Here is a 21,789-nt window from a genome sequence, read left to right as displayed (position 1 = left end):
ATGATGCGGGCGAGGTTCCTTCTTCCCCTGCTGGCCCTTGGTCTTGCCACACCGGCGGCGGCGGAAAGCCTCGCCGATGTGCGGGCCGAGCTGGGCCAGCTCGCCGCTGAATTCAACGCGCTCAAAGGCGAACTCACCACCACCGGCGCTTCGGCGCGGGTGGGCGGTGTGGATGCGCTGGCGCGGATGGACACGCTTGAGGCCGAGCTGATGCGGCTGACCTCACGCACCGAAGAGATCGAGCTGCGGCTGAACCGTGTCGTCCAGGACGGCACCAACCGCATCGGCGATATCGAATTCCGCGTCTGTGACGCCGATCCGTCCTGCGATCCGATGAATATGGGCGCAACCGCGCCGCTTGGCGGTGGCAGCTCTGCCGCAGCCGCCCCCGCTACACCCGCTGCCCCGTCTCAGGGCAGCACCTCCTCCGCACCAGCGCTTGCCGTCGCAGAACAGGCAGATTTTGACCGGGCCAAGGGGGTGCTCGGTCAGGGTGACTTTCATGGTGCTGCGGCGCTCTTTGAGACCTATGCCAAATCCTATCCTGGCGGGCCGCTGATCCCCGAGGCGCATTACCTGCGCGGCGAGGCCCTGCGCCAGGCCGGCCAGACCGCACCGGCCGCGCGCGCCTATCTGACCGCCTATAACACCGCGCCGGATGGGGCAATTGCCCCGGATGCGCTGCTGAAGCTCGGCGAGGCTTTCGGCCAGCTGGGCGAACGCGACCAGGCCTGCGTCACGCTGCAACAGGTGCCGCTGAACTTCCCGACCAGCCAGGCTTCGGCCCAGGCCAGTATCGCCATGCAGGGGCTCGGTTGCCCCTGAGCCCGCAGTATCGCTGGCTTGAACAGCATGAGCCGGCCGACCGTGGCCTGCTCAGATCATGCCTGTCCTTCGAGTTCCGGCAAAACGCCGGTGCTTCGAAAATCGGGGTCGCAGTCTCTGGCGGTGGCGATTCCGTAGCGCTTTTGCATCTGGTCGCCCGCGCCGCGCCGCATTGGGGCCTGAGCGCCGAAGCCGCGACCGTCAATCACCACCTGCGCCCTGAAGCCGCTGATGAGGCCGATTTTGTATCGCAGGTGGCGGCGGGCCTTGGGCTGGCGCATCAGACACTTGACTGGACCAGTCATCCGGCCACCGGCAATCTGATGCAGGCTGCCGGGCAAGCGCGGCTTGATCTGCTGGCAGCCTGGGCGAAATCGCGGGGGATCACGGATGTCCTCCTCGGCCACACCGCCGATGACCAGGCCGAGACCTTTGTCATGGGCCTCGGCCGCGCCGCAGGCCTCGACGGGCTGACCGGGATGCGCGCGCGCTTTGATCACAATGCTGTCAGCTTCTGGCGGCCCCTCTTGGGCTGGTCACGGGCCGGGCTGCGCGCCTTCCTGAACCGTCATGACCTCGCCTGGTGCGATGACCCGACAAATGAAGATGACACCTATACCCGCGCGCGTATCCGCAAGGCGTTGCCCGGGCTGGCGCCGCTAGGCCTGACGCTTTCCAGCCTCAGCGAGACCATCAGCAATCTGGCCGGTGTGCAGGATCTGCTTCGCCACACCACCGCTGATGCCTTCGCCCACTTTGGCCGCGAAGAGGCCGGGGCGCTGCATTTCGCCCATCTCCCCTTCACCGACAGCCCCTTCGAGCTGCAGCGCCGTCTGATCATCGCCGCAATCCGCTGGATTTCCGGCACCCGCCACCCGCCCCGCGCCGATTCCGTGCATCAGGTGCTCAGCGAGCTCTGGCGTCACCGTGGCACCACACTGGGAGGCTGCCTGATCCGTGTCGGTCCTCAGGAAATCCGTGTGACCCGCGAACCGCGGGCCGTTGCGGGTCCGCTCACCTGGCATCCTGGCGCGACCTGGGATCATCGCTGGCAGGTAACCGGCCCGTCCCTGCCCGATGCAACCCTGCGCGCGCTTGGCGCAGATGGGCTTGCGCAGATGCCGGACTGGCGCAAATCCGGCATCCGGAGGGATGCGGCCCTTGTCTCGCCCTCGCTCTGGCAGGGCGACCGGCTGCTTTCCGCCCCCCTTTTCCCGCAATTTGCCGCCAAATGGCAGGCCAGCCTTTACCCAACCTTTGGAAGTTTCATCTTATCGCATTGAACCCAGGGCCTGGATTGCTAAATTAGTATCAAATGCGGCCCTGCCCCTCTGGCTCAGCTGGCCGCCTGTCGGGAGAAATACGTGAACAACGCGCGCAACATCGCATTCTGGGTGGTCCTGCTCTTGCTGGTCCTTGCGCTTTTCCAGGTCTTCTCTGGCGGCCAGTCAAATATGGGCGCCCGTTCGCTGAGCTGGTCTGAGTTCATCACCCAGGTGGATCAGGGCCGGGTTGCCTCGGTGACCCTTGACGGCGAGCGGGTGACGGTACGCACCAAGGATGGTGGCGCCTTTTCGACCATCAAGCCCGGTGACGAACAGGTGACCGACAAGCTGATCGCGAAAGGGGTCGAGGTTCAGGCCAGCCCGCAGCAACAGGGCTTCCTGTCCTCGCTGCTCGTGACCTTCCTGCCCTTCATCCTGCTGATCGGCATCTGGATCTTCTTCATGAACCGGATGCAGGGCGGCGGCAAAGGTGGCGCGATGGGCTTTGGCAAATCGCGGGCGAAACTGCTGACCGAAAAGCAGGGCCGTGTGACCTTTGACGACGTGGCCGGCATCGACGAGGCCAAGGAAGAGCTGGAAGAGATCGTCGAATTCCTGCGCAACCCGCAGAAATTCTCGCGCCTTGGCGGCAAGATCCCGAAAGGCGCGCTGCTGGTCGGCCCGCCCGGCACCGGTAAGACGCTGCTCGCCCGTGCCATTGCAGGCGAAGCAGGCGTGCCCTTCTTCACCATCTCCGGCTCTGACTTTGTCGAGATGTTCGTGGGCGTCGGCGCGTCGCGCGTGCGTGACATGTTCGAACAGGCGAAGAAAAACGCCCCCTGTATCGTCTTTATCGACGAGATTGACGCCGTTGGCCGCGCCCGTGGCGTCGGCATGGGCGGCGGCAATGATGAACGCGAACAGACTCTGAACCAGCTTCTGGTCGAGATGGACGGGTTCGAGGCCAATGAAGGGGTGATCATCGTCGCGGCCACCAACCGCAAGGATGTGCTCGACCCCGCGCTGCTGCGTCCGGGCCGCTTTGACCGTCAGATCAATGTGTCTAACCCAGATATCAAAGGCCGTGAAAAGATCCTCAACGTCCATGCCCGCAAGATCCCGCTGGGCGCCGATGTCGATCTGCGCACAATCGCGCGCGGCTCGCCCGGCTTTTCGGGGGCTGACCTTGCGAACCTCGTCAATGAGGCCGCGCTGACCGCCGCCCGTGTGGGCCGCCGTTTCGTCACCATGGCCGATTTCGAACATGCGAAAGACAAGGTCATGATGGGGCCGGAGCGCCGCTCGATGGTCATGTCGCAGGAAGACAAGGAAATGACCGCCTATCACGAGGCCGGCCATGCGATTGTCGGGATCAAACTGCCGAAATGCGACCCGGTCTATAAGGCCACGATCATGCCGCGCGGCGGTGCGCTTGGCATGGTGATGAGCCTGCCCGAGATGGACCGCAATTCCTGGCACAAAGACCAGATGAAGGACCGGATCGCCATGGGCATGGCCGGCAAGGCCGCCGAGATCAAGAAATGGGGCGAAGACCGCGTTTCCTCGGGGGCTTCGGGCGATATCCAGAACGTCTCGGCTGTGGCGCGCGCCATGGTCATGCGGTGGGGCATGTCGGACAAGATCGGCAATATCGACTATTCCGAAGCGCATGAGGGCTATAATGGCAATACCGGCGGCTTCTCGGTTTCGGCTGAAACCAAACGGCTGATCGAGGATGAGGTGAAAGCCATCGTAGATGAGGGCTATGCCCGCGCGATGCAGATCCTCACCGAGAATGAGGAAGAGTTCGAGCGCCTGGCCCAGGGCCTTCTGGAATATGAGACCCTGACCGGCGACGAGATCCGCAAGGTTCTCGCAGGCCAGAAACCCGGCGATGATGACGGTGCCGAAGACGCCGGCGAGGCTGCGGCTTCGGTGCTGGCGATCCCGAAAACCCGCACCTCGCGAGGGCCAAAGCCCGGAGATGCCGAACCCTCGCCGACCTGATCCTGTGGATCTGTTTTTCATCAGCCGGGAAGCGCCGATCGCGCCTCCCGGCTTTTGCATATCCGCTTTACGGCAGGTGAAGGTGCCTGAGGCGAAGAGATGATTGGAAATGACATATCACTCGTTTAAGGGTGAACCATTCTGGTGGGGAGATAGCCATGTCGAGCGGAATGCAGGATGAAGCAGCCCAGGCAGCGCGTCAGGCGGCGCTGAATTATCACGAATTCCCCAAGCCGGGTAAGCTGGAGATCCGCGCAACCAAGCCGCTTGCGACCGGTCGTGACCTGTCGCGCGCCTATTCGCCCGGCGTGGCCGAGGCCTGCCTCGAAATCAAGGCCGATCCCTCCACCGCCTCGCGCTACACCGCACGCGCCAACCTGGTCGCCGTGATTACCAATGGTACAGCGGTGCTGGGGCTGGGAAATATCGGGGCACTGGCGTCAAAGCCCGTGATGGAAGGCAAGGCCGTCCTCTTCAAGAAATTCGCCAATATCGACTGCTTTGACATCGAGGTGAATGAAAACGACCCGGTCAAACTGGCGGAAATTGTCTGCGCGCTGGAACCATCCTTCGGCGCGATCAACCTTGAAGACATCAAGGCACCCGATTGTTTCATCGTTGAACGACTTTGCCGCGAGCGGATGAACATCCCTGTCTTCCACGACGACCAGCATGGAACAGCAATCGTTGTCGGCGCGGCTGCGACCAATGCGATGATCGTGGCCGGCAAGAAATTCGAAGATATCAAACTGGTGTCCACCGGTGGCGGCGCGGCAGGGATCGCCTGCCTCGAAATGCTGGTGAAGCTAGGGGTCAGACGCGAGAACATCTGGCTTTGTGATCTTGAGGGTCTCGTCTACCAGGGCCGCGAGACACAGATGACCCCGCAAAAGGCCGCCTTCGCACAGGGCACCACCCCGGCGACGCTCGCCGAGGTCATCAGGGGCGCCGATATGTTCCTTGGTCTTTCCGGCCCCGGCGTGCTGACGGCGGACATGGTCGCCACGATGACCGCAAAGCCGGTGATCTTCGCACTGGCGAACCCGACGCCCGAGATCCTTCCCGCCGAGGCCCGCGCCGTTGCCCCGGACGCGATCATCGCCACCGGGCGGTCGGATTTCCCCAACCAGGTCAATAACGTCCTCTGCTTCCCCTTCATCTTTCGGGGGGCGCTGGATGTCGGCGCCACCACGATCAATGACGAGATGGAGCTCGCCTGTATCGAAGGCATCGCCGCGCTGGCGCGCCAGACCACATCGGCAGAGGCTGCCGCCGCCTATCAGGGGGAACAGCTGACCTTCGGACCGGATTACCTGATCCCGAAGCCATTTGACCCCCGCCTGATTGGCGTTGTCGCCTCAGCTGTGGCCACTGCCGCGACCAGTTCCGGCGTAGCGGCGCGGCCGCTGACCGACCCCGAAGCCTATAAGCGCAGGCTCGACGGCTCGGTCTTCCGCTCGGCGCTGCTGATGCGCCCGGTTTTCGAAGCTGCCCGCACCGTCACCCGCCGCATTGTCTTTGCCGAAGGCGAAGATGAGCGCGTGTTGCGCGCGGCAAATGCGATGCTGGAGGAAACCACCGACGTTCCGATCCTGATTGGCCGCCCCGAAGTGATCGAGGCACGCTGCGAACGTTATGGCCTCGCCATTCGCCCGGGTCGCGATTTCCATCTTGTGAACCCGGAAAACGACCCGCGCTACCGCGATTATTGGGGCACCTATCACGAGCTGATGGCGCGGCGCGGCGTCTCGCCCGACATCGCGCGCGCGGTGATGCGCACCAATACGACCGCCATCGCCGCCGTCATGGTGCATCGCGACGAGGCCGACAGCCTGATCTGCGGCACCTTCGGGCAATATCACTGGCATCTCAACTATATACGCCAGGTGCTCGCCCGCGACGGCCGTCACGCAGTGGCTGCACTTTCGATGATGATCCTCGAAGATGGCCCGCTTTTTGTCGCCGATACCCATGTGAATGCCGAGCCCACCGCGCAGCAGATCATGGAAACCGCGATGGGGGCCGCCCGCCATCTGCGCCGCTTCGGCATCGCGCCGAAGATCGCTTTCTGCTCGCAAAGCCAGTTCGGCAATATGGACAATCGCTCGGGCCGGGTGATGCGCGAGGCGCTGGAACTGCTCGACGCGCGCGAGCCCGATTTCGCATATGAGGGCGAGATGAATGTCGACACCGCGCTCGACCAGGAGCTGCGCGAGCGGTTGCTGCCGGGTGCTCGGTTCGAAGGCGCCGCGAATGTGCTGCTCTTCGCCTCGGCCGATACGGCGTCGGGGGTGCGCAACATCCTCAAGATGCGCGCCGGTGGCCTGGAGGTCGGGCCGATCCTGATCGGGATGGGTAATAAGGCGCATGTGGTGACGCCGGCAATCACCGCGCGGGGCCTTCTGAACATGTCGGCCATCGCCGGCACGCCGGTTTCGCATTACGGCTGAGCCGGCGCGGGCAAGGACAGCGGAGAGAGAATCACCTCTCCGCTGCAAGCCGCGCCCCACTGCGAGGCTTTGCAAACTTCGCGAGATTGCGCGTCACTTATGCGGGCAAATCAGATTTTGCAAATATTTCGCAACCCAGCATCGCGAATTCTGCAAACTTAGGCTGTTCCGGCACCACTGTTGCCGGTAACAAAGTTGCGCCCTTCGACACCCTGACATAACAAACGCTTCAGTCAGGAGGAGGACCAGGGATGGGGTATCGCGACGTCTACGCGCATTGGAAGTCCGACCCGGAAGGGTTCTGGATGGAGCAGGCCCAGGGCATCGACTGGGAAAAACAGCCCACCCGCGCGCTGAATGCCGACAACGCACCGAGTTATGAATGGTTCGCTGACGGGCTGGTCAATACCTGCTGGAATGCGGTTGACCGCCATGTCGAAGCCGGGCGCGGCGACCAGCTGGCGATCATCCATGACAGCCCGGTCACGCATCTGAAAAAGGGCATCACTTACCGCGAATTGCAAAAACGCGTGGCCAGCCTTGCCGGCGCGCTCAGGGCGAAAGGCGTGACCAGGGGCGACCGGGTCATCATCTATATGCCGATGATCCCCGAGGCGCTGGAGGCAATGCTGGCCTGCGGCCGGCTCGGCGCGATCCATTCGGTCGTCTTCGGCGGGTTTGCGGCCAATGAACTGGCGGTGCGCATCAATGACTGCACGCCCAAGGCGATCATCGCAGCGTCCTGCGGCATCGAACCCTCACGCATCGTGCATTACAAACCGCTGCTGGATGCCGCCATCGATCAGGCCAGCCACAAACCTGAATTCTGTGTGATTTTTCAGCGTGAACAAGAGGTTGCCCAACTTATCGAGGGCCGCGACGTCGCCTGGCACAGTTTTCAGTATGGGGTTGAGCCCGCCGAATGCGTGCCCGTCGAGGGCAATCACCCGGCCTATATCCTTTATACCTCCGGCACCACCGGCGCGCCGAAGGGTGTGATCCGCGCCACCGGCGGCCATCTCGTCGCGCTGAACTGGTCCATGAAAGCGATCTATGACATGGCGCCTGGCGAGGTCTTCTGGGCCGCGTCAGACGTGGGCTGGGTCGTCGGCCACAGCTATATCTGCTATGCGCCGCTGATCAGCGGCTGCACCACCATCGTGTTCGAAGGAAAACCCGTCGGCACGCCGGATGCCGGCACCTTCTGGCGGGTGATCGCGGAAAACAAGGTGAAGAGTTTCTTTACCGCACCGACCGCGCTTCGGGCCATCAAGCGCGACGACCCTGCCGGGGAATTCGTCAAAGATTACAATATGAAGCATCTGAAATACTGCTTCCTCGCCGGCGAGCGCGCCGATCCCGACACCATCGCCTGGGCGGCGCGGCATCTGAATGTGCCGGTGATCGACCATTGGTGGCAGACCGAGACCGGCTGGGCCATTGCTGCCAATCCAATGGGGATTGAAGCGCTGCCCATCAAACCCGGCAGCCCTTCGGTGCCGATGCCCGGATATGATATCCAGGTGCTGGACGAAGGCGGGCACCCGGTCGCCCCCGGCACGCTTGGCGCGATCGCGGTGAAACTGCCGCTGCCTCCCGGCAACCTGCCAGGGCTGTGGAATGCCGAAGACCGTTTCAGAAAAAGCTACCTCTCTCATTTCCCCGGCTTTTACGAGACAGGAGATGCCGGTTACATCGACGAGGACGGCTATCTCTACATCATGGCCCGCACTGATGATGTGATCAATGTGGCAGGCCACCGCCTTTCGACCGGCGCGATGGAAGAGGTACTGGCCTCGCATCCGGATGTCGCCGAATGTGCGGTGATCGGGGTGGCAGACACGCTGAAAGGTCAGTCCCCCCTGGGCTTTTTGTGCCTGAACAAGGGCACCAGCCGCGCACATGGCGATGTGGTGAAGGAATGCGTGAAACTGATGCGCGACCGCATCGGCCCGGTTGCTGATTTCAAACGCGCACTGGTGATCGACCGCCTGCCGAAGACCCGCTCGGGCAAGATCCTGCGCGGCACCATGGTGAAAATCGCCGATGGCACCGAATGGAAAATGCCCGCCACCATCGACGACCCCGTGATCCTTGACGAAATCACGATTGCGCTGAAATCCATCGGCCTCGCCGGCTGATCCCGGCAGATTTGCGAGTTGCGGCGCTGTGTCCTGACCGGCACGGCGCCCTTCTCACGTCGGAACCAGGCGGGAATCCGTCCTTGACGCCGGGTCCGACAGCCTGAATGACGCGAGGCACTGGACCTGACACTCTGGTCGTGCCAGCTTACGCCATTGTGGAAGAAAGAAATTTCACTCCATGAATATTATTTCCCTGGCCTGTTTGATGGCTGAATTGATGTGCTCCCTGCCAGATTGGCAGACAGTCCGGGTGTGAGTCAGATGCGGATACCTGTTCTGCTGGTTGAAGATACGCCGTCTTTGCAATTCGTTTACCGTTCCGTCCTGACCGCAGCCGGAATGAACGTGCATCCCGCCGGCAGCGCGTCAGAGGCGCTGCAGTTGCTGCATCAGGTCAAACCCGGAGTGGTCATTCTTGATCTCATGCTGCCGGATCGTGATGGTCTGGCGCTGATGTCCGAGATGCTGGCCATTAACCCTGACCTGTGCGTTGTGGTCATGTCGGCGCAGGGATCGGTCGACCGGGCCGTGGCGGCGATGCGGGCGGGGGCCTTTGACTTCCTGCTTAAGCCCTTCGAAGAAAACCGGTTTCTCGCGGCGGTCCGGGCCGCAGTTCTGGCCGCCGAGGAAACCACCCCCGGCCAGCCGGCGCCGAAACGGCGCGCGGAGACCGCCGCCAGCAGCGATCCCGCTGCCAGCATCGGCTCCTCCGAGGCGATGAAACAAGTGCATCGGGTGATTTCATCGGTCGCGGGCTCCATCGCCACCGTCTTCATCACGGGCGAAAGTGGCACCGGCAAAGAGCTCGCGGCCATCGCCCTGCACACCCAATCCCCCCGCGCGCGCGGCCCGTTTATCGCTCTGAACTGCGGCGCAATCCCGCATGACCTGCTGGAATCCGAGGTATTCGGCCATCTGAAAGGCAGTTTCACCGGAGCCATTGCCGACAAGCCCGGCGCAGCAATGGCGGCGGATGGTGGTACGCTGTTCCTCGACGAGGTTTGCGAGATGGCGCCTGCCCTGCAGACCAAGCTTCTGCGCTTCCTGCAAACCTCGATGGTGCAGCCGCTCGGCGCAACGCGACCGCAAAAGGTTGATGTCCGGATCATCTGCGCCACAAACCAGGACCCACTCGATGCGGTGCGGCGCGGGCAGTTCCGCGAAGACCTCTATTACCGCCTTCATGTGGTGCCGCTTCATATGCCACCTTTGCGGGATCGCGGCCGCGACGCTGCCGAAATCGCCGAGGTCGCGCTGCGCCGCTTTGGTGGTGAAGAGGGCAAGGGGTTCGCGGGGTTCGCGCCCGAGACGCAGCGGATCCTGTTGCGGCATCGCTGGCCAGGAAATGTGCGCCAGCTTTTGAATGTTGTGCGCAATATCGCGGTGATGCAGCCGGGTGGCCTTGTAACGCCGGATATGCTGCCCGGCGACATGCTGCGCGAAGACCCCGGTCAGAACCGGGGAGCCTCACAGACAGATGCGCCGTCCGGGACCGCCGGGCCGCAGAGAACAGGCTTTGCGCCGGTTGCTACGGGGCTTGACTCCGCCGAGACCGCTTTCGCAGGCAAAACCCTGGCCGAGATCGAACGCATGGCCATCGAAGCGGCGCTTGCGCGACATCAGGGCTCAGTCCCCAAAGCTGCCCATGACCTCGACATCTCGGTCTCGACACTCTACCGCCGGATCGAAGCCTGGAAGTCAGACCAGAGCTGACGTTACGCAACCCATTGTAATATCAGACAAACTGCTCTCGGATCAGCCGTTCCTCAAGGCCATGTCCGGGGTCGAACAACAGACGATAGCTGATTGCGGAATTTGAACGGACCACGACCGAGATCACATCGCGCACCGAATTGCGGCTATCCGCATCGGCCATGACCGGGCGCTTATCCGGGTCGAGCACATCGAAGCGCACCTCGGCTGTTTTCGGCAAAAGCGCACCACGCCAGCGACGCGGGCGGAAGGCCGACATCGCCGTCAGGGCCAGAACATCGGCGCCGATTGGCAGAATCGCCCCATGCGCCGAATAGTTATAGGCGGTCGACCCGGCCGGTGTCGCCACCAGCGCGCCGTCGCAGACCAGCTCCGCCATCCGTTCGCGACCATCAATCGAAACCCGCAGCCGCGCCGCCTGCGGACCCTGCCGCAAGAGCGACACTTCATTGACCGCAAGCGCGTTGGTGACCTTGCCTCGCACATTTTCGGCCTGCATCGAGAGCGGATTGAGCAGCGCCTCTTCGGCCAGTTGCAGGCGTTCGGGCAGCCCGTCATCGATATAGGCATTCATCAGAAAGCCAATGGTGCCGCAATTCATGCCATAGACCGGCAGATCGCGCCCCGATTGCGCGTGCAGCGTCTCAAGCATGAATCCGTCACCACCCAGGGCGACCACAACCGAGGCACGCCGCAGGTCGATCTGACCGTAGCGGGCCGTCAGCCGCGCCAGTGCCGCTTGCGCCGCCGGGGCCTTCGACGCCGTAAACCTGATTTTTGGCTGCATCCCACCTCTCCGTCAGGTCGCAACCCTGACCCCGGCGGGGCGGAAACTCAAGGGCCGGCGCGCCCTGCCTATCTCCCGGCAGGCGCTTCATTTGCCGCCCGGGCACCATTGCCCCCACCGCGCAATTCTCGGGGCACGCAGGGGGCGCCCGGAAAAGGCCGCGACGCCAGTCGTGACCGGCCCGGATTTCGCCACCATATCGCAACGGGTCGCTTTCCGGCCTTTCCCTGGCAGGGTACGTGTTCTAAACAACCGGCAACCAAAAATACCATCCCGCATGGCCCAACGGAGACGAGTATGACCGCCCAGACCCGCGATTCCGGCTTTTTCACCGAATCTCTTTCCTCGCGCGACCCCGAGCTTTTCGGAGCGGTGCGCTCTGAACTTGGCCGTCAGCGCGATGAGATCGAGCTGATCGCGAGCGAGAACATCGTCTCCCTCGCGGTTCTGGAAGCCCAAGGCTCGGTGCTCACGAACAAATATGCCGAGGGCTATCCGGGCAAGCGCTATTACGGCGGCTGCCAGTATGTCGACATCGCCGAAACCCTCGCGATCGAGCGCGCGAAAGAGCTTTTTGGCTGCAAATTCGCCAATGTGCAGCCGAATTCCGGCAGCCAGATGAACCAGGCCGTCTTCCTCGCGCTTTTGCAGCCGGGCGACACGTTCATGGGGCTCGACCTGAATTCGGGCGGACACCTCACCCATGGCTCGCCGGTCAATATGTCCGGCAAGTGGTTCAAGGTCATCTCTTACGGCGTGCGCCAGCAGGACCAGCGCCTCGATATGGACGAGGTGCGCAAGAAAGCCCTCGAGCACAGACCAAAGCTGATCCTGGCGGGGGGCACCGCCTATAGCCGCGAATGGGACTGGGCCGCCTTCCGGGCGATTGCTGATGAAATCGGTGCTTACCTCCATGTTGATATGGCACATATCGCGGGCCTTGTGGCGGGCGGCGTGCATGCCTCGCCGCTGCCGCATGCCCATGTGGTGACCACCACGACCCACAAGAGCCTGCGCGGCCCGCGTGGGGGTATGGTGCTCACAAATGATGAAGACATCGCTAAGAAAATCAATTCGGCGGTCTTCCCCGGCCTGCAGGGCGGCCCGCTGATGCATGTAATCGCCGCCAAAGCGGTCGCCTTCGGCGAAGCGCTGCGCCCCGAGTTCAAAGCCTATGCCGCCCAGGTCAAAGCCAATGCGGCGGCGATGGCGGATGAGCTGATGAAGGGCGGGATCGACATCGTCTCGGGCGGTACCGACAACCATCTTTGCCTCGCCGATCTGCGGCCCAAGAAAGTGACCGGCAAGGCGGCCGAGGCGGCGCTTGGCCGCGCCCATATCACCTGCAATAAAAACGGCGTGCCGTTTGATCCGGAAAAGCCGTTCGTGACCTCGGGCATCCGTCTGGGCGCGCCGGCAGGCACCACCCGTGGGTTTGGCGAGGCCGAGTTCCGCCAGATCTCGCGGTGGATCGTCGAAGTGGTTGATGGGCTCGCCGCCAATGGCGAAGACGGCAACGGGGAGGTCGAGACCAAAGTGAAGGCCGAGGTCCAGGCCCTGTGCGACAGGTTCCCGCTTTACCCGACCCTCTGACCACAAATGATAAACAAAAAGCGCCGGGAAACCCGGCGCTTTTTTTGTGGTGATATGAGGTCTAGCTGAGGTCAGGCGCGACCGATTTGCGGGGTCGCCGCAACCGGGCGCCCGGTATAGGTGCGGTCATCCACCCGGATCACTACGGTACCATCCGCATTCTGGCTGACCATCAAACCCTGCACCGAAATGCAGCTGCCTATTGAGATTGTGCGCAACATTCCTAACCTTCTCCCCCACAGGAATTTAATTAAGTTTCACTCAACATGCCCGATTTTGAAATAGATAATTTAAAGAAACGGAAACAGAAGCCGCAGAAAAGTCACAATTGTCACGGCGGCTCTTACAGCCAGTCGCGCAAAATCGGGATCAGGGGCAGGTCAGCAGGCGGCATCGGGTAGTCACGCAGCCTGTCAGGCGCAACCCAGGCGAGAACCTGCCCCTCGCGCGCCACCGGAATACCGTCCCATTTGCGGCAGGCGAATAGCGGCATCAACAGGTGGAAATCATCATAACTGTGGCTGGCGAAGGTCAGCGGCGCAAGGCAGCTTTTCCAGGTATCGATGCCGATTTCTTCTTTCAGCTCGCGGATCAGGCAGGCCTCCGGGGTCTCACCCGGTTCGACCTTGCCACCGGGAAACTCCCACAGACCGGCGAGGCTTTTGCCTGGCGGGCGCTGTGCGAGAAGAATGCGGCCATCAGCATCAATCAGTGCGACGGCGGAAACGAGCAGGGTTTTCATATGGCTCTCAGTCTGGCCGGAGCCGGGGGCGCTGCCCCCGGCGACTGTCGGTTGGTTGAACCGGTGGCGCAAACGATCTCCGCACCCCCGGGGTATTTACGGACAGAAAACTGTCAGGAACGATAGTCGGCGTTGATCGCGACATAGCGGTCGGTCAGATCGCAGGTCCAGACCGTGCGCCTTGCGCGGCCCATGCCAAGGCCGACATCGATCACCAGCTCCTGGCCCTTCATATAGCTGGCGCCGGCATCTTCGCTGTAGCCCGGTGATTTCCAGCCTTTTTCCGCCACAAGGATATCTCCGAAACGGATGGTAAGCCGGTCACGCTCGGCCTGGGCGCCCGATTTACCGACCGCCATCACGATGCGGCCCCAGTTAGGATCCTCGCCGGCGACCGCAGTTTTCACCAGCGGCGAATTTGCGATGGCGAAGGCCACCTTTGCCGCATCCGCATCAGTCGCGGCGCCCGAGACCCGCACCTCGATCAGCTTGGTCGCGCCCTCGCCGTCGCGCACGACCTGAAGCGCGAGATCCTGCATCACCTGGGCCAGCGCGGCATCGAATGCCTTAAGCACTGCACCTTTCAGCGGTGCGGCCTCTGACTGGCCGGTTGCGGCGACCAGCAGCGTGTCAGAGGTCGAGGTGTCACTGTCGACGGTGATCGAGTTGAAACTGTCATCGACATGGCGCGAGACCAGTTTCTGCAGGCCCGCCTGGCTGATCTTTGCATCGGTGAAAATATAGACCAGCATCGTCGCCATATCGGGCGCGATCATGCCCGAGCCCTTGGCGATGCCGGCGATATGGATCGGGCCACCTTCGCCTTCGATCGTCGCGGTGGCGCCTTTGGGGAAGGTGTCGGTGGTCATGATCGCCTGAGCGGCGCCTTCAATCGCGGCCTCGGTCAGACCCTCGGTGAGATCACCGATCACGGCGGTGATCTTCTCCGCCGGCAGCGGCTCGCCGATCACGCCGGTCGAGGAAGAGAACACGCGCGTGGCCGGGATCCCGAGCGCTTTCGCGACAGCCCCCGTCACATCCGCCACCGCCTTATCGCCGATCTTGCCGGTGAAAGCGTTGGAATTGCCCGAGTTCACGATGATCGCCGCACCGTTGCCGGGCGCCGCCTTCAGAGCCAGTTTCGCCTCGCAATCCCGCACACAGCCCGAACGGGTGGTCGAACGGGTGAAGGCCCCGGCCATCACCGTGCCCGGGGCAAGCCGCACGAGCATCACATCCTTGCGGTTGCGATATTTGATCCCGGCCCCGATCGAGGCAAATTCCGCCCCCCGGATCACAGGCAGTGCCGGGAAACTGGCCGGAGCCAGCGGCGACACCGGATGCGCGGCCTTATGGACCACCGCCGCGACCTCGTTCAGCGCGCCCGAGGCCGCGCCGGAGACCGCTTCGGTCACGCGGTCTTTCAGCTTGCGCACCTTCTTCTTCAGGTTCTTCGCTTCGGCTTTCCAGTCAGTCTTTGCCATTCTATCCCCCGCCGCTCAGTCAATCAGAGCGTTGTTCTTCAAAAGAGCCGGATCGATCCCCTCACCCGGCTTTGTGATTGTCGCCGCGCCGGTCAGCTCGGTGATCTTCGCCGCAATGGCACGTTCCTCGACTTCGCCCGCGAGCACATCGCGCACCTCGTCCAGCGTCGGCGCCGGGCGGTCGCGGCTTTCATGAACCAGGATCAGGTGCCAGCCGAAATCGCTCTGCACCGGATCGGTCACTTTGCCTTGGGTCGCAGCCGCCACCCCATCCGCGAAGGGCTTCACCATGCGGTCCAGCGTGAACCAGCCCAGCTCGCCCCCCTGCTCTCCCGACCCCGGATCATTCGATGCTTCCTTCGCGAGAGCCGCGAAATCCGCGCCGCCATCCAGTTCGGCCTTCAGCTCCTTCGCCTCGGCCTCGGTCTCAACCAGGATATGCGCCGCACTGTATTCCTTTTGTGGCACGTAATCGGCGTATTTCTCATCCCAGGCCTTTTGCAGGGCTGCATCGGTCACCGCCGCACTGGCCACATCCGAAATCACAATCCCCGAGAAATAGCCGCGCTCGTTATTGACGATCACCGCCTTGTCGCGCGGGCTTTTCTGGCTATGGGCCTGAGCCAGGGCCTCTTGCTGGATCAGCTGTTCCAGGATGCCCTTGAAGAGAACGTCATCGGCGAGGCTCAGATACTGGTCGGGCAGGCTTTCCCGCAGGGCGATCATCTGGCCGAGCGTGATCTCGGTCCCGTTCACGGTTGCAACCACGGTCGCGGCGGTTTCCCCCTCTGCCAGGGCCGGCCCGTTCGCAAGCCCGGTCGCGAGCCCGGCGAAAGCAGCGGCCACCCAGAAAACGGCAGCCCCCAGACGCTTTTCTATGGCCATTTCAGCTTCTCCCGATCTGCCGCAGAGCCTGCGAACGTTGACTATGATCCTTGCAGCCCTTACATCGCGACAGTCGCGTGATCGGGGCGCAAATACGGACCTACCCGGCTTTTCTATGGAAGGCGTTAAGGGCGGGCAAGTCACAGCCTCACGAGATCACGCAGGAACGACCGCACGGAGAGATCATGCTGGGTCTGGGAACGCTCGCGAAAAAGGTCTTTGGCACCGCCAATGACCGCAAGGTCAAGGCCACTCGGTCGCTGGTCGCCAAAATCAACGCGCTCGAGCCGGAATTTGCCGCGCTGAGCGATGAGGGCCTTGTCGCGAAGACCCGGGAATTTCAAAAGCGCGTGCAGGACGGCGGCGAAAGCCTCGACGATATCCTGCCCGAAGCTTTCGCGAATTGCCGCGAAGGGGCGAAACGTTCGCTGGGGCTGCGCGCCTTTGATGTGCAGCTGATGGGCGGGATCTTTCTGCATCAGGGCAATATCGCCGAGATGCGGACCGGCGAAGGCAAGACGCTTGTCGCGGCTTTTCCGGCCTATCTCAATGCCCTGACCGGCAAGGGCGTGCATGTCGTGACCGTCAACGACTATCTCGCGAAACGCGATGCTGACACCATCGGCAAGGTTCATGCGAAACTCGGTCTGACGACCGGCGTGGTCTACCCCTGGCAGCCCGACCCGGAAAAGCGCGCCGCCTATGCCGCCGATGTCACCTATGCGACCAATAACGAGCTCGGCTTCGACTACCTTCGCGACAATATGAAGGGCTCGATTGAAGAGATGATGCAGCGCGGCCATAATTTCGCGATTGTGGACGAGGTCGACTCGATCCTGATAGACGAAGCCCGCACGCCGCTGATCATCTCGGGGCCGAGCCAGGACCGCAGCGACCTTTATCTCTCGGTCGACCGGCTGATCCCTTCGCTGGTCGAAGAGGATTTCACCCTCGACGAAAAAGCCCGCAACGTCACCTATACCGAAGCCGGCAACGACCATATCGAAGAGCTTTTGCGTGAAGCGGGCGTGCTGCCGGAAGGCCAGCATCTTTTCGCGCCGGAATCGACCTCGATTGTGCATCACATCAACCAGGCGCTGCGCGCCCATAAGATGTTCCACCGCGACCAGCAATATATTGTCCGCGATGACGAAATCGTGCTGATCGACGAATTCACCGGCCGCATGATGAAGGGCCGCCGGTTGTCGGACGGCCTGCATCAGTCCATCGAGGCGAAAGAGGGCGTGACGATCCAGCCCGAAAACGTGACGCTCGCCTCGGTGACGTTCCAGAATTACTTCCGCCTTTACAACAAGCTGGCCGGCATGACCGGCACCGCCGCGACCGAGGCCGAAGAGTTCATGCAGATCTACGGGCTGGGTGTGGTCGAAGTGCCCACCAACCGCCCCGTGGCGCGCAAGGACGAACACGATCAGGTCTACCGCACCGCCCGCGAAAAATTCCAGGGCATCGTCGAGACCATCCGCGAGGCGCATGAGATCGGTCAGCCGCTGTTGGTCGGCACCACCTCGATCGAGAAATCCGAAGAGCTTTCCGCCATGCTGAAAGCCGAAGGTATTGCCCATAACGTGCTGAACGCCCGCCAGCATGAGCAGGAGGCGAAGATTGTCGCCGATGCCGGCCGTCTGGGTGCGGTGACCATTGCGACCAATATGGCCGGACGCGGCACCGATATTCAGCTCGGCGGCAATGTCGAGATGAAGGTGATCGAAGAGCTTGACGCCAATCCGGATGCAGATCCGGTGGCGCTGCGCGCCCGGATCGAGGCGGAACATGCCGATGAAAAGGCGAAGGTGCTCGACGCCGGCGGGCTTTTCGTGCTTGCCACCGAACGCCATGAATCGCGCCGCATCGACAACCAGCTGCGCGGACGTTCGGGCCGTCAGGGTGACCCGGGGCGGTCCTCGTTCTTCCTGTCGCTGGAAGATGACCTGATGCGGATCTTCGGGTCCGAACGGCTCGACAAGATCCTCTCGACGCTGGGGATGAAGGAAGGCGAGGCGATTGTTCACCCCTGGGTCAACAAATCGCTGGAAAAGGCCCAGGCGAAAGTCGAAGGCCGCAATTTTGACGTGCGCAAGTCGCTCCTGCGGTTTGACGATGTGATGAATGACCAGCGCAAGGCCGTGTTCAGCCAGCGCCAGGACATCCTCAGGGCTGAACATGTCTCGGAAATTGCCGAGGACATGCGCCACCATGTGATCGACGACATGGTCGATGAATTCATGCCGCCGAAAACCTATCCCGACGCCTGGAACCTTGAGGGCCTGCGCGAGGCCGGCCGCCAGCGGCTGAACATGGATATGCCCATCGAGACATGGGCCGCCGAAGAGGGTGTCGATCAGGCCGCGATGGCCGAGCGCATCATCAAACACTCCGACCGCTATATGGCTGAAAAGCTTGAAGCTTTTGGCTCCACAACCATGGTGCAGATCGAAAAGCAGGTGCTTTTGCAGGCCATCGACGGCAAATGGCGCGATCATCTTCTGCGGCTGGAACACCTGCGGTCGGTGATCCATTTCCGCCAATATGCGCAGCGCGATCCGCTGAACGAATACAAGACCGAGGCGTTCCAGCTGTTCGAGACCATGCTCGGCAGCCTGCGTCTGCAGGTGACGGAACAGCTGTCGCGCATCCGCCCGCTCTCGAAAGAAGAGCAGGATGCGATGATGGCGCAATTGCTGGCGCAGCAACAGGCCGCCGCCGGGATCGAGGTCGGGCCGGCCGCTGCGCCTGCAGACCCCGCGCCCGCCGAATCCGCGCCGGCAGCCCCGCTTGCGTCAGGCTTTGACGAATCGGACCCTGCCAGCTGGGGCAATCCTGGCCGCAATGATCCCTGCCCCTGCGGATCGGGCGAGAAATTCAAACATTGCCACGGCAAGCTGGTCTGAAAATCCGGAAAAAATGACATAAAAGGGGCGGCATTAACCGCCCCTTTTCAATTCGGTGGTTCCCTTATGGGAAACATTCCACAGGCTCGCCACGGGATTGCCGCGATCTCTCGCGATATTGGCACCAATGCGGGCGATTCCGGGTATGCTGACTATGGGTACGAAACGCACTATTTTGCGCGTGACGGTGGTTCTCTTCCTTGCTCTCGGGGCGGGGCATCTTGTGCAGACGATGCATAAGAACCAGCCCGGGCAGGTGGCAAAGTCTGGTTCACTCGGTGGCCTGCAACAGGTTGTCGCCGGGGCAGAGCACCGGATCCGTCCGAAATCCGGGGATGACGCGCGCTCTGCCGTGACAGTCATCCATCCACCGCAGATCCAGGATGAGCCCGTGGCCGCCCCCGCCAGACCGGTGCGCAGCGATGATCAGTCCGCACTGACCGGTGGCACTGACAGATTTGCAAATATTGCGCTGCCGAGGCCTCTGGCCGCCATCACAGATCCTGGCGTCTGAGCATCACACCGCTGGGCCTGGCTCAGCTGAGGCCGGTTCCCTCCATTAAGGTGTTGAAGAATCCGGCATCGCAGCAGAAAATGGCGGTGGTGAATTAATCCCGGTGGGAAAAGATGCTAACGCGGCCAGGCGCGGCGATTTTCTTCGCTGTGCTGTTTTTCCTGTCTCACTCGCCTGTCGTGCAGCCCGCCCAGGCGCAGGATATCACGCTGATCTCGCGTGAGGGGAGTATCGTCCTGCCCGGCAGCCTTCAGGGCTATGATGGCGAGTTTTACCGGATCGAAACCGCCTGGGGGCTGCTGACCGTCGATGGCCAGGGCGTGATCTGCGAGGGACCCGCCTGTCCGGATCTGACCACCCCTCATGCCGATATCCGCGTGGTCGGCGCCCCGGATGCCGGGGCAAGGCTGTTGCCCGGCCTTTTCGGCAGCTTTGCCGCCGTGCGCGGATTGGCCTTTCGCGAAGTGGCACCGCAGAATGGTGCCTCATGGGCTGCGCAAATCTACAAGGCACAGGATGAAACCGTCCTTGCCGATGTCTCTTTCTCGCCAATGCTGCCGGGCCAGGCCCAGGCGGCGCTGGCAAGTGGCGCCGCTGAAATGGAACTCTCCGCTTCGCCCTCGCGTGCTTCGGGAGCGCGCCCGATAGCGCTGGACGCCCTGGTGCCGGTTATGGCCCCGGGCAATCCGACGCCGAAGATCTCGACGGTCAATCTGGCGAAAGTTCTCGCCGGTCAGCTGAAGAACTGGCGCGATCTCGGCGGGCCGGACATGCCGATCGTCCTTCACGCGCTGGAGCCCGATACCGACATGACGCGCGCCCTGTCGGAACGCCTCGGCGCGCCGATAAAGGCCGATATTGTTCACCCCGATATGAAGAGCCTCGCCGAGGCGGTGGCGAAAGACCCCTGGGCCCTGGCAATCACCGGACGTGCCGAGATGGCCCCCGCGATTCCCGCACCGCTAGTCGACAGCTGCGGCTTTCCACTGCTGCCGCTGCCGATTTCTGTCAAAGCCGAGGACTATCCCCTGGCTTTGTCACAATTCCTGATCCCCGCCCCGCGTCGCATTCCGGTCTTCGCGCGCGAGTTCCTGGAGTTCACCGCCACCCCCCGCGCGGGCCATGTCGTATCCGCGGCCGGCTTTATCGACCGCTCTGTCGAAGCCGCGCCGATGACCCAGGACGGTCTGCGGCTGATCAATGCGATCCTCGGCGCCGGCGATGATGTGACGCTTGGCGATCTGAAACGGCTCGCCGAAGTGATGAACGGCGCTGACCGGCTGTCGCTGACCTTCCGCTTTGAAGAAAACACCTCCATTCTGGATGCGAGCAGCCAGGAGAACCTGGCCCAGCTGGCGCGGATGATCGCGTCCGAGAGCTTCCCCTCCAAAACGCTGATTCTTGCCGGATTTTCTGACGGCAAGGGCGAAGCAAGTGCCAATAAGGCGCTTTCGGCGGAACGCGCCGAACGGGTGGCTCAGGATCTGGCGGATCTTGCACCGGATCTGCGGGCTGATCAGATACCCGTGACCGAAGGTTTTGGCGAGGCGCTGCCGATGGCCTGCGATGAGACTGTCATTGGCCGCCGGCTGAACCGGCGTGTCGAATTGTGGATCGTGCCGAATTTCACGCCTGAACCGCTCTGATCAGAGATAGCCCTGCGAGCGGAAGCTCATTTCCCTTCCCTTGCCGATAACCAGATGGTCGTGAAGCGTGATGTTCAGTGCGCGGCAGGCATCCTGAACCTGAAGTGTCATGGTGACATCGCAATCCGAGGGCGTCGGGTCGCCCGATGGGTGGTTGTGGACCAGGATCAGCGCCGAAGCGTTCAGTTCCAGCGCCCGTTTCACAACCTCGCGCGGATAGACCGGGACGTGATCGACGGTGCCCCGCGCCTGTTCCTCATCTGCGATCAGTACATTCTTGCGGTCGAGAAACAGGATGCGGAACTGTTCAGTCTCGCGATGCGCCATCACCGTATGACAATAATCCAGCAGCGCATCCCAGGAGGAAAGCACCGGCTGGTTGATCACCCGCGCCCGCATCATCCTCTGCGCCGCCGCGCCGACGATATGCAGCTCCAGCGCCACTGCCTCGCCAACACCCTTCACCTGCATCAGCCGGACCAGCGGCGCCGTAACCACGCGGTTGAAATCGCCAAAGGTCTCGAGTAGCAGACGCGCCAGCGGCTTTACATCCTGCCGGGGGATCGCCCGGAACAACAGCAGTTCCAAAAGCTCGTAATCGGGCATCGCCACCGCCCCGCCTTCGAGAAAACGGGTGCGCAACCTTCGGCGGTGGTCCTGGATATAGCTCGGAAGCCGCCCACCAGGCGCAGTTGCCACCGGCGTGGCAAGGGCCTCATCCCCGAAAGGGAGGAAGGGCGGCAAGGGTGATTCTGCGAAGGAATGATGCTGTGCCATGGCAGCAGATTGCGGCCGAGCAGTTTAGAAAGACTTAACAACACA

The 21,789-nt window shown here is 62.5% G+C and carries 16 protein-coding genes; 10 read left to right on the top strand and 6 right to left on the bottom strand.

Annotated features, from left to right (window positions below; genetic code table 11):
• The 6 genes from ybgF (at nucleotide 1) to AC4FS3_RS11425 (ending at nucleotide 10,404) form a co-directional block, all read left to right on the top strand.
• Nucleotides 1–825, top strand: coding sequence for a tol-pal system protein YbgF (gene ybgF, locus AC4FS3_RS11450; RefSeq protein WP_491020662.1), 825 nt, complete (start codon nucleotides 1–3; stop codon nucleotides 823–825).
• Nucleotides 816–2,108, top strand: coding sequence for a tRNA lysidine(34) synthetase TilS (gene tilS / locus AC4FS3_RS11445; RefSeq protein ID WP_491020661.1), 1,293 nt, complete (start codon nucleotides 816–818; stop codon nucleotides 2,106–2,108). The genes ybgF and tilS overlap by 10 nt, the downstream gene beginning before the upstream one ends.
• Before the next feature lie 81 nt (nucleotides 2,109–2,189).
• Nucleotides 2,190–4,097, top strand: coding sequence for an ATP-dependent zinc metalloprotease FtsH (gene ftsH, locus AC4FS3_RS11440; protein ID WP_249497396.1), 1,908 nt, complete (start codon nucleotides 2,190–2,192; stop codon nucleotides 4,095–4,097).
• A gap of 158 nt (nucleotides 4,098–4,255) precedes the next feature.
• Entirely contained in the window at nucleotides 4,256–6,547 is a 2,292-nt protein-coding gene (locus AC4FS3_RS11435; protein WP_491020660.1) for an NADP-dependent malic enzyme, read from the top strand.
• Between the two features lie 251 nt (nucleotides 6,548–6,798).
• Nucleotides 6,799–8,688, top strand: a complete 1,890-nt coding sequence (locus tag AC4FS3_RS11430; RefSeq protein ID WP_491020659.1) for a propionyl-CoA synthetase — start codon at nucleotides 6,799–6,801, stop codon at nucleotides 8,686–8,688.
• Between the two features lie 264 nt (nucleotides 8,689–8,952).
• Nucleotides 8,953–10,404 carry a sigma-54-dependent transcriptional regulator gene (locus AC4FS3_RS11425; RefSeq protein ID WP_491020658.1) on the top strand — a complete coding sequence of 484 codons (1,452 nt, stop codon included), beginning with the start codon at nucleotides 8,953–8,955 and terminating at the stop codon, nucleotides 10,402–10,404.
• Between the two features lie 22 nt (nucleotides 10,405–10,426).
• Here the strand turns inward: AC4FS3_RS11425 and AC4FS3_RS11420 are convergent, their stop codons facing one another.
• On the bottom strand, nucleotides 10,427–11,191 hold the full coding sequence (locus AC4FS3_RS11420; RefSeq protein ID WP_198836647.1) for an NAD kinase: 765 nt from the start codon (nucleotides 11,189–11,191) through the stop codon (nucleotides 10,427–10,429).
• 297 nt (nucleotides 11,192–11,488) lie between these two features.
• On the opposite strand from AC4FS3_RS11420, the gene glyA reads away from it, so the two are divergent.
• The gene (gene glyA / locus AC4FS3_RS11415) at nucleotides 11,489–12,784 is read left to right on the top strand and encodes a serine hydroxymethyltransferase (protein ID WP_491020657.1); all 1,296 of its coding nucleotides are present in this window, start codon (nucleotides 11,489–11,491) and stop codon (nucleotides 12,782–12,784) included.
• A gap of 71 nt (nucleotides 12,785–12,855) precedes the next feature.
• Here glyA and AC4FS3_RS11410 read toward each other — a convergent pair whose 3' ends face one another.
• The 4 genes from AC4FS3_RS11410 to AC4FS3_RS11395 all read right to left on the bottom strand — a co-directional run bounded on the left by AC4FS3_RS11410 (nucleotide 12,856) and on the right by AC4FS3_RS11395 (nucleotide 15,895).
• Nucleotides 12,856–13,005 carry a hypothetical protein gene (locus AC4FS3_RS11410; protein WP_491020656.1) on the bottom strand — a complete coding sequence of 50 codons (150 nt, stop codon included), beginning with the start codon at nucleotides 13,003–13,005 and terminating at the stop codon, nucleotides 12,856–12,858.
• A gap of 122 nt (nucleotides 13,006–13,127) precedes the next feature.
• Nucleotides 13,128–13,526 carry a (deoxy)nucleoside triphosphate pyrophosphohydrolase gene (locus tag AC4FS3_RS11405; RefSeq protein ID WP_092899649.1) on the bottom strand — a complete coding sequence of 133 codons (399 nt, stop codon included), beginning with the start codon at nucleotides 13,524–13,526 and terminating at the stop codon, nucleotides 13,128–13,130.
• A gap of 113 nt (nucleotides 13,527–13,639) precedes the next feature.
• The gene (argJ, locus tag AC4FS3_RS11400) at nucleotides 13,640–15,010 is read right to left on the bottom strand and encodes a bifunctional glutamate N-acetyltransferase/amino-acid acetyltransferase ArgJ (RefSeq protein WP_283176262.1); all 1,371 of its coding nucleotides are present in this window, start codon (nucleotides 15,008–15,010) and stop codon (nucleotides 13,640–13,642) included.
• Between the two features lie 15 nt (nucleotides 15,011–15,025).
• Nucleotides 15,026–15,895 carry a peptidylprolyl isomerase gene (locus AC4FS3_RS11395; RefSeq protein WP_491020655.1) on the bottom strand — a complete coding sequence of 290 codons (870 nt, stop codon included), beginning with the start codon at nucleotides 15,893–15,895 and terminating at the stop codon, nucleotides 15,026–15,028.
• Between the two features lie 185 nt (nucleotides 15,896–16,080).
• Here AC4FS3_RS11395 and secA point away from each other — a divergent pair, with 185 nt between their 5' ends.
• The 3 genes from secA to AC4FS3_RS11380 all read left to right on the top strand — a co-directional run bounded on the left by secA (nucleotide 16,081) and on the right by AC4FS3_RS11380 (nucleotide 20,967).
• A complete protein-coding gene (secA, locus tag AC4FS3_RS11390; protein ID WP_491020654.1) occupies nucleotides 16,081–18,807 on the top strand; it encodes a preprotein translocase subunit SecA in 2,727 nt (908 codons plus the stop codon).
• A 154-nt stretch (nucleotides 18,808–18,961) separates the two neighbouring features.
• On the top strand, nucleotides 18,962–19,321 hold the full coding sequence (locus tag AC4FS3_RS11385) for a hypothetical protein (RefSeq protein ID WP_491020653.1): 360 nt from the start codon (nucleotides 18,962–18,964) through the stop codon (nucleotides 19,319–19,321).
• Between the two features lie 113 nt (nucleotides 19,322–19,434).
• Nucleotides 19,435–20,967, top strand: a complete 1,533-nt coding sequence (locus AC4FS3_RS11380) for an OmpA family protein (RefSeq protein WP_491020652.1) — start codon at nucleotides 19,435–19,437, stop codon at nucleotides 20,965–20,967.
• Here the strand turns inward: AC4FS3_RS11380 and radC are convergent, their stop codons facing one another.
• Entirely contained in the window at nucleotides 20,968–21,744 is a 777-nt protein-coding gene (radC, locus tag AC4FS3_RS11375; protein WP_491020651.1) for a RadC family protein, read from the bottom strand. It lies immediately after the preceding gene.
• Nucleotides 21,745–21,789: the final 45 nt, after the last annotated feature.

The sequence above is a fragment of the Pseudogemmobacter sp. TB195 genome (genome assembly GCF_058313095.1).
Note: the sequence above shows the minus strand (reverse complement) of the source record. Positions and strands in the feature narration are given on the sequence as shown.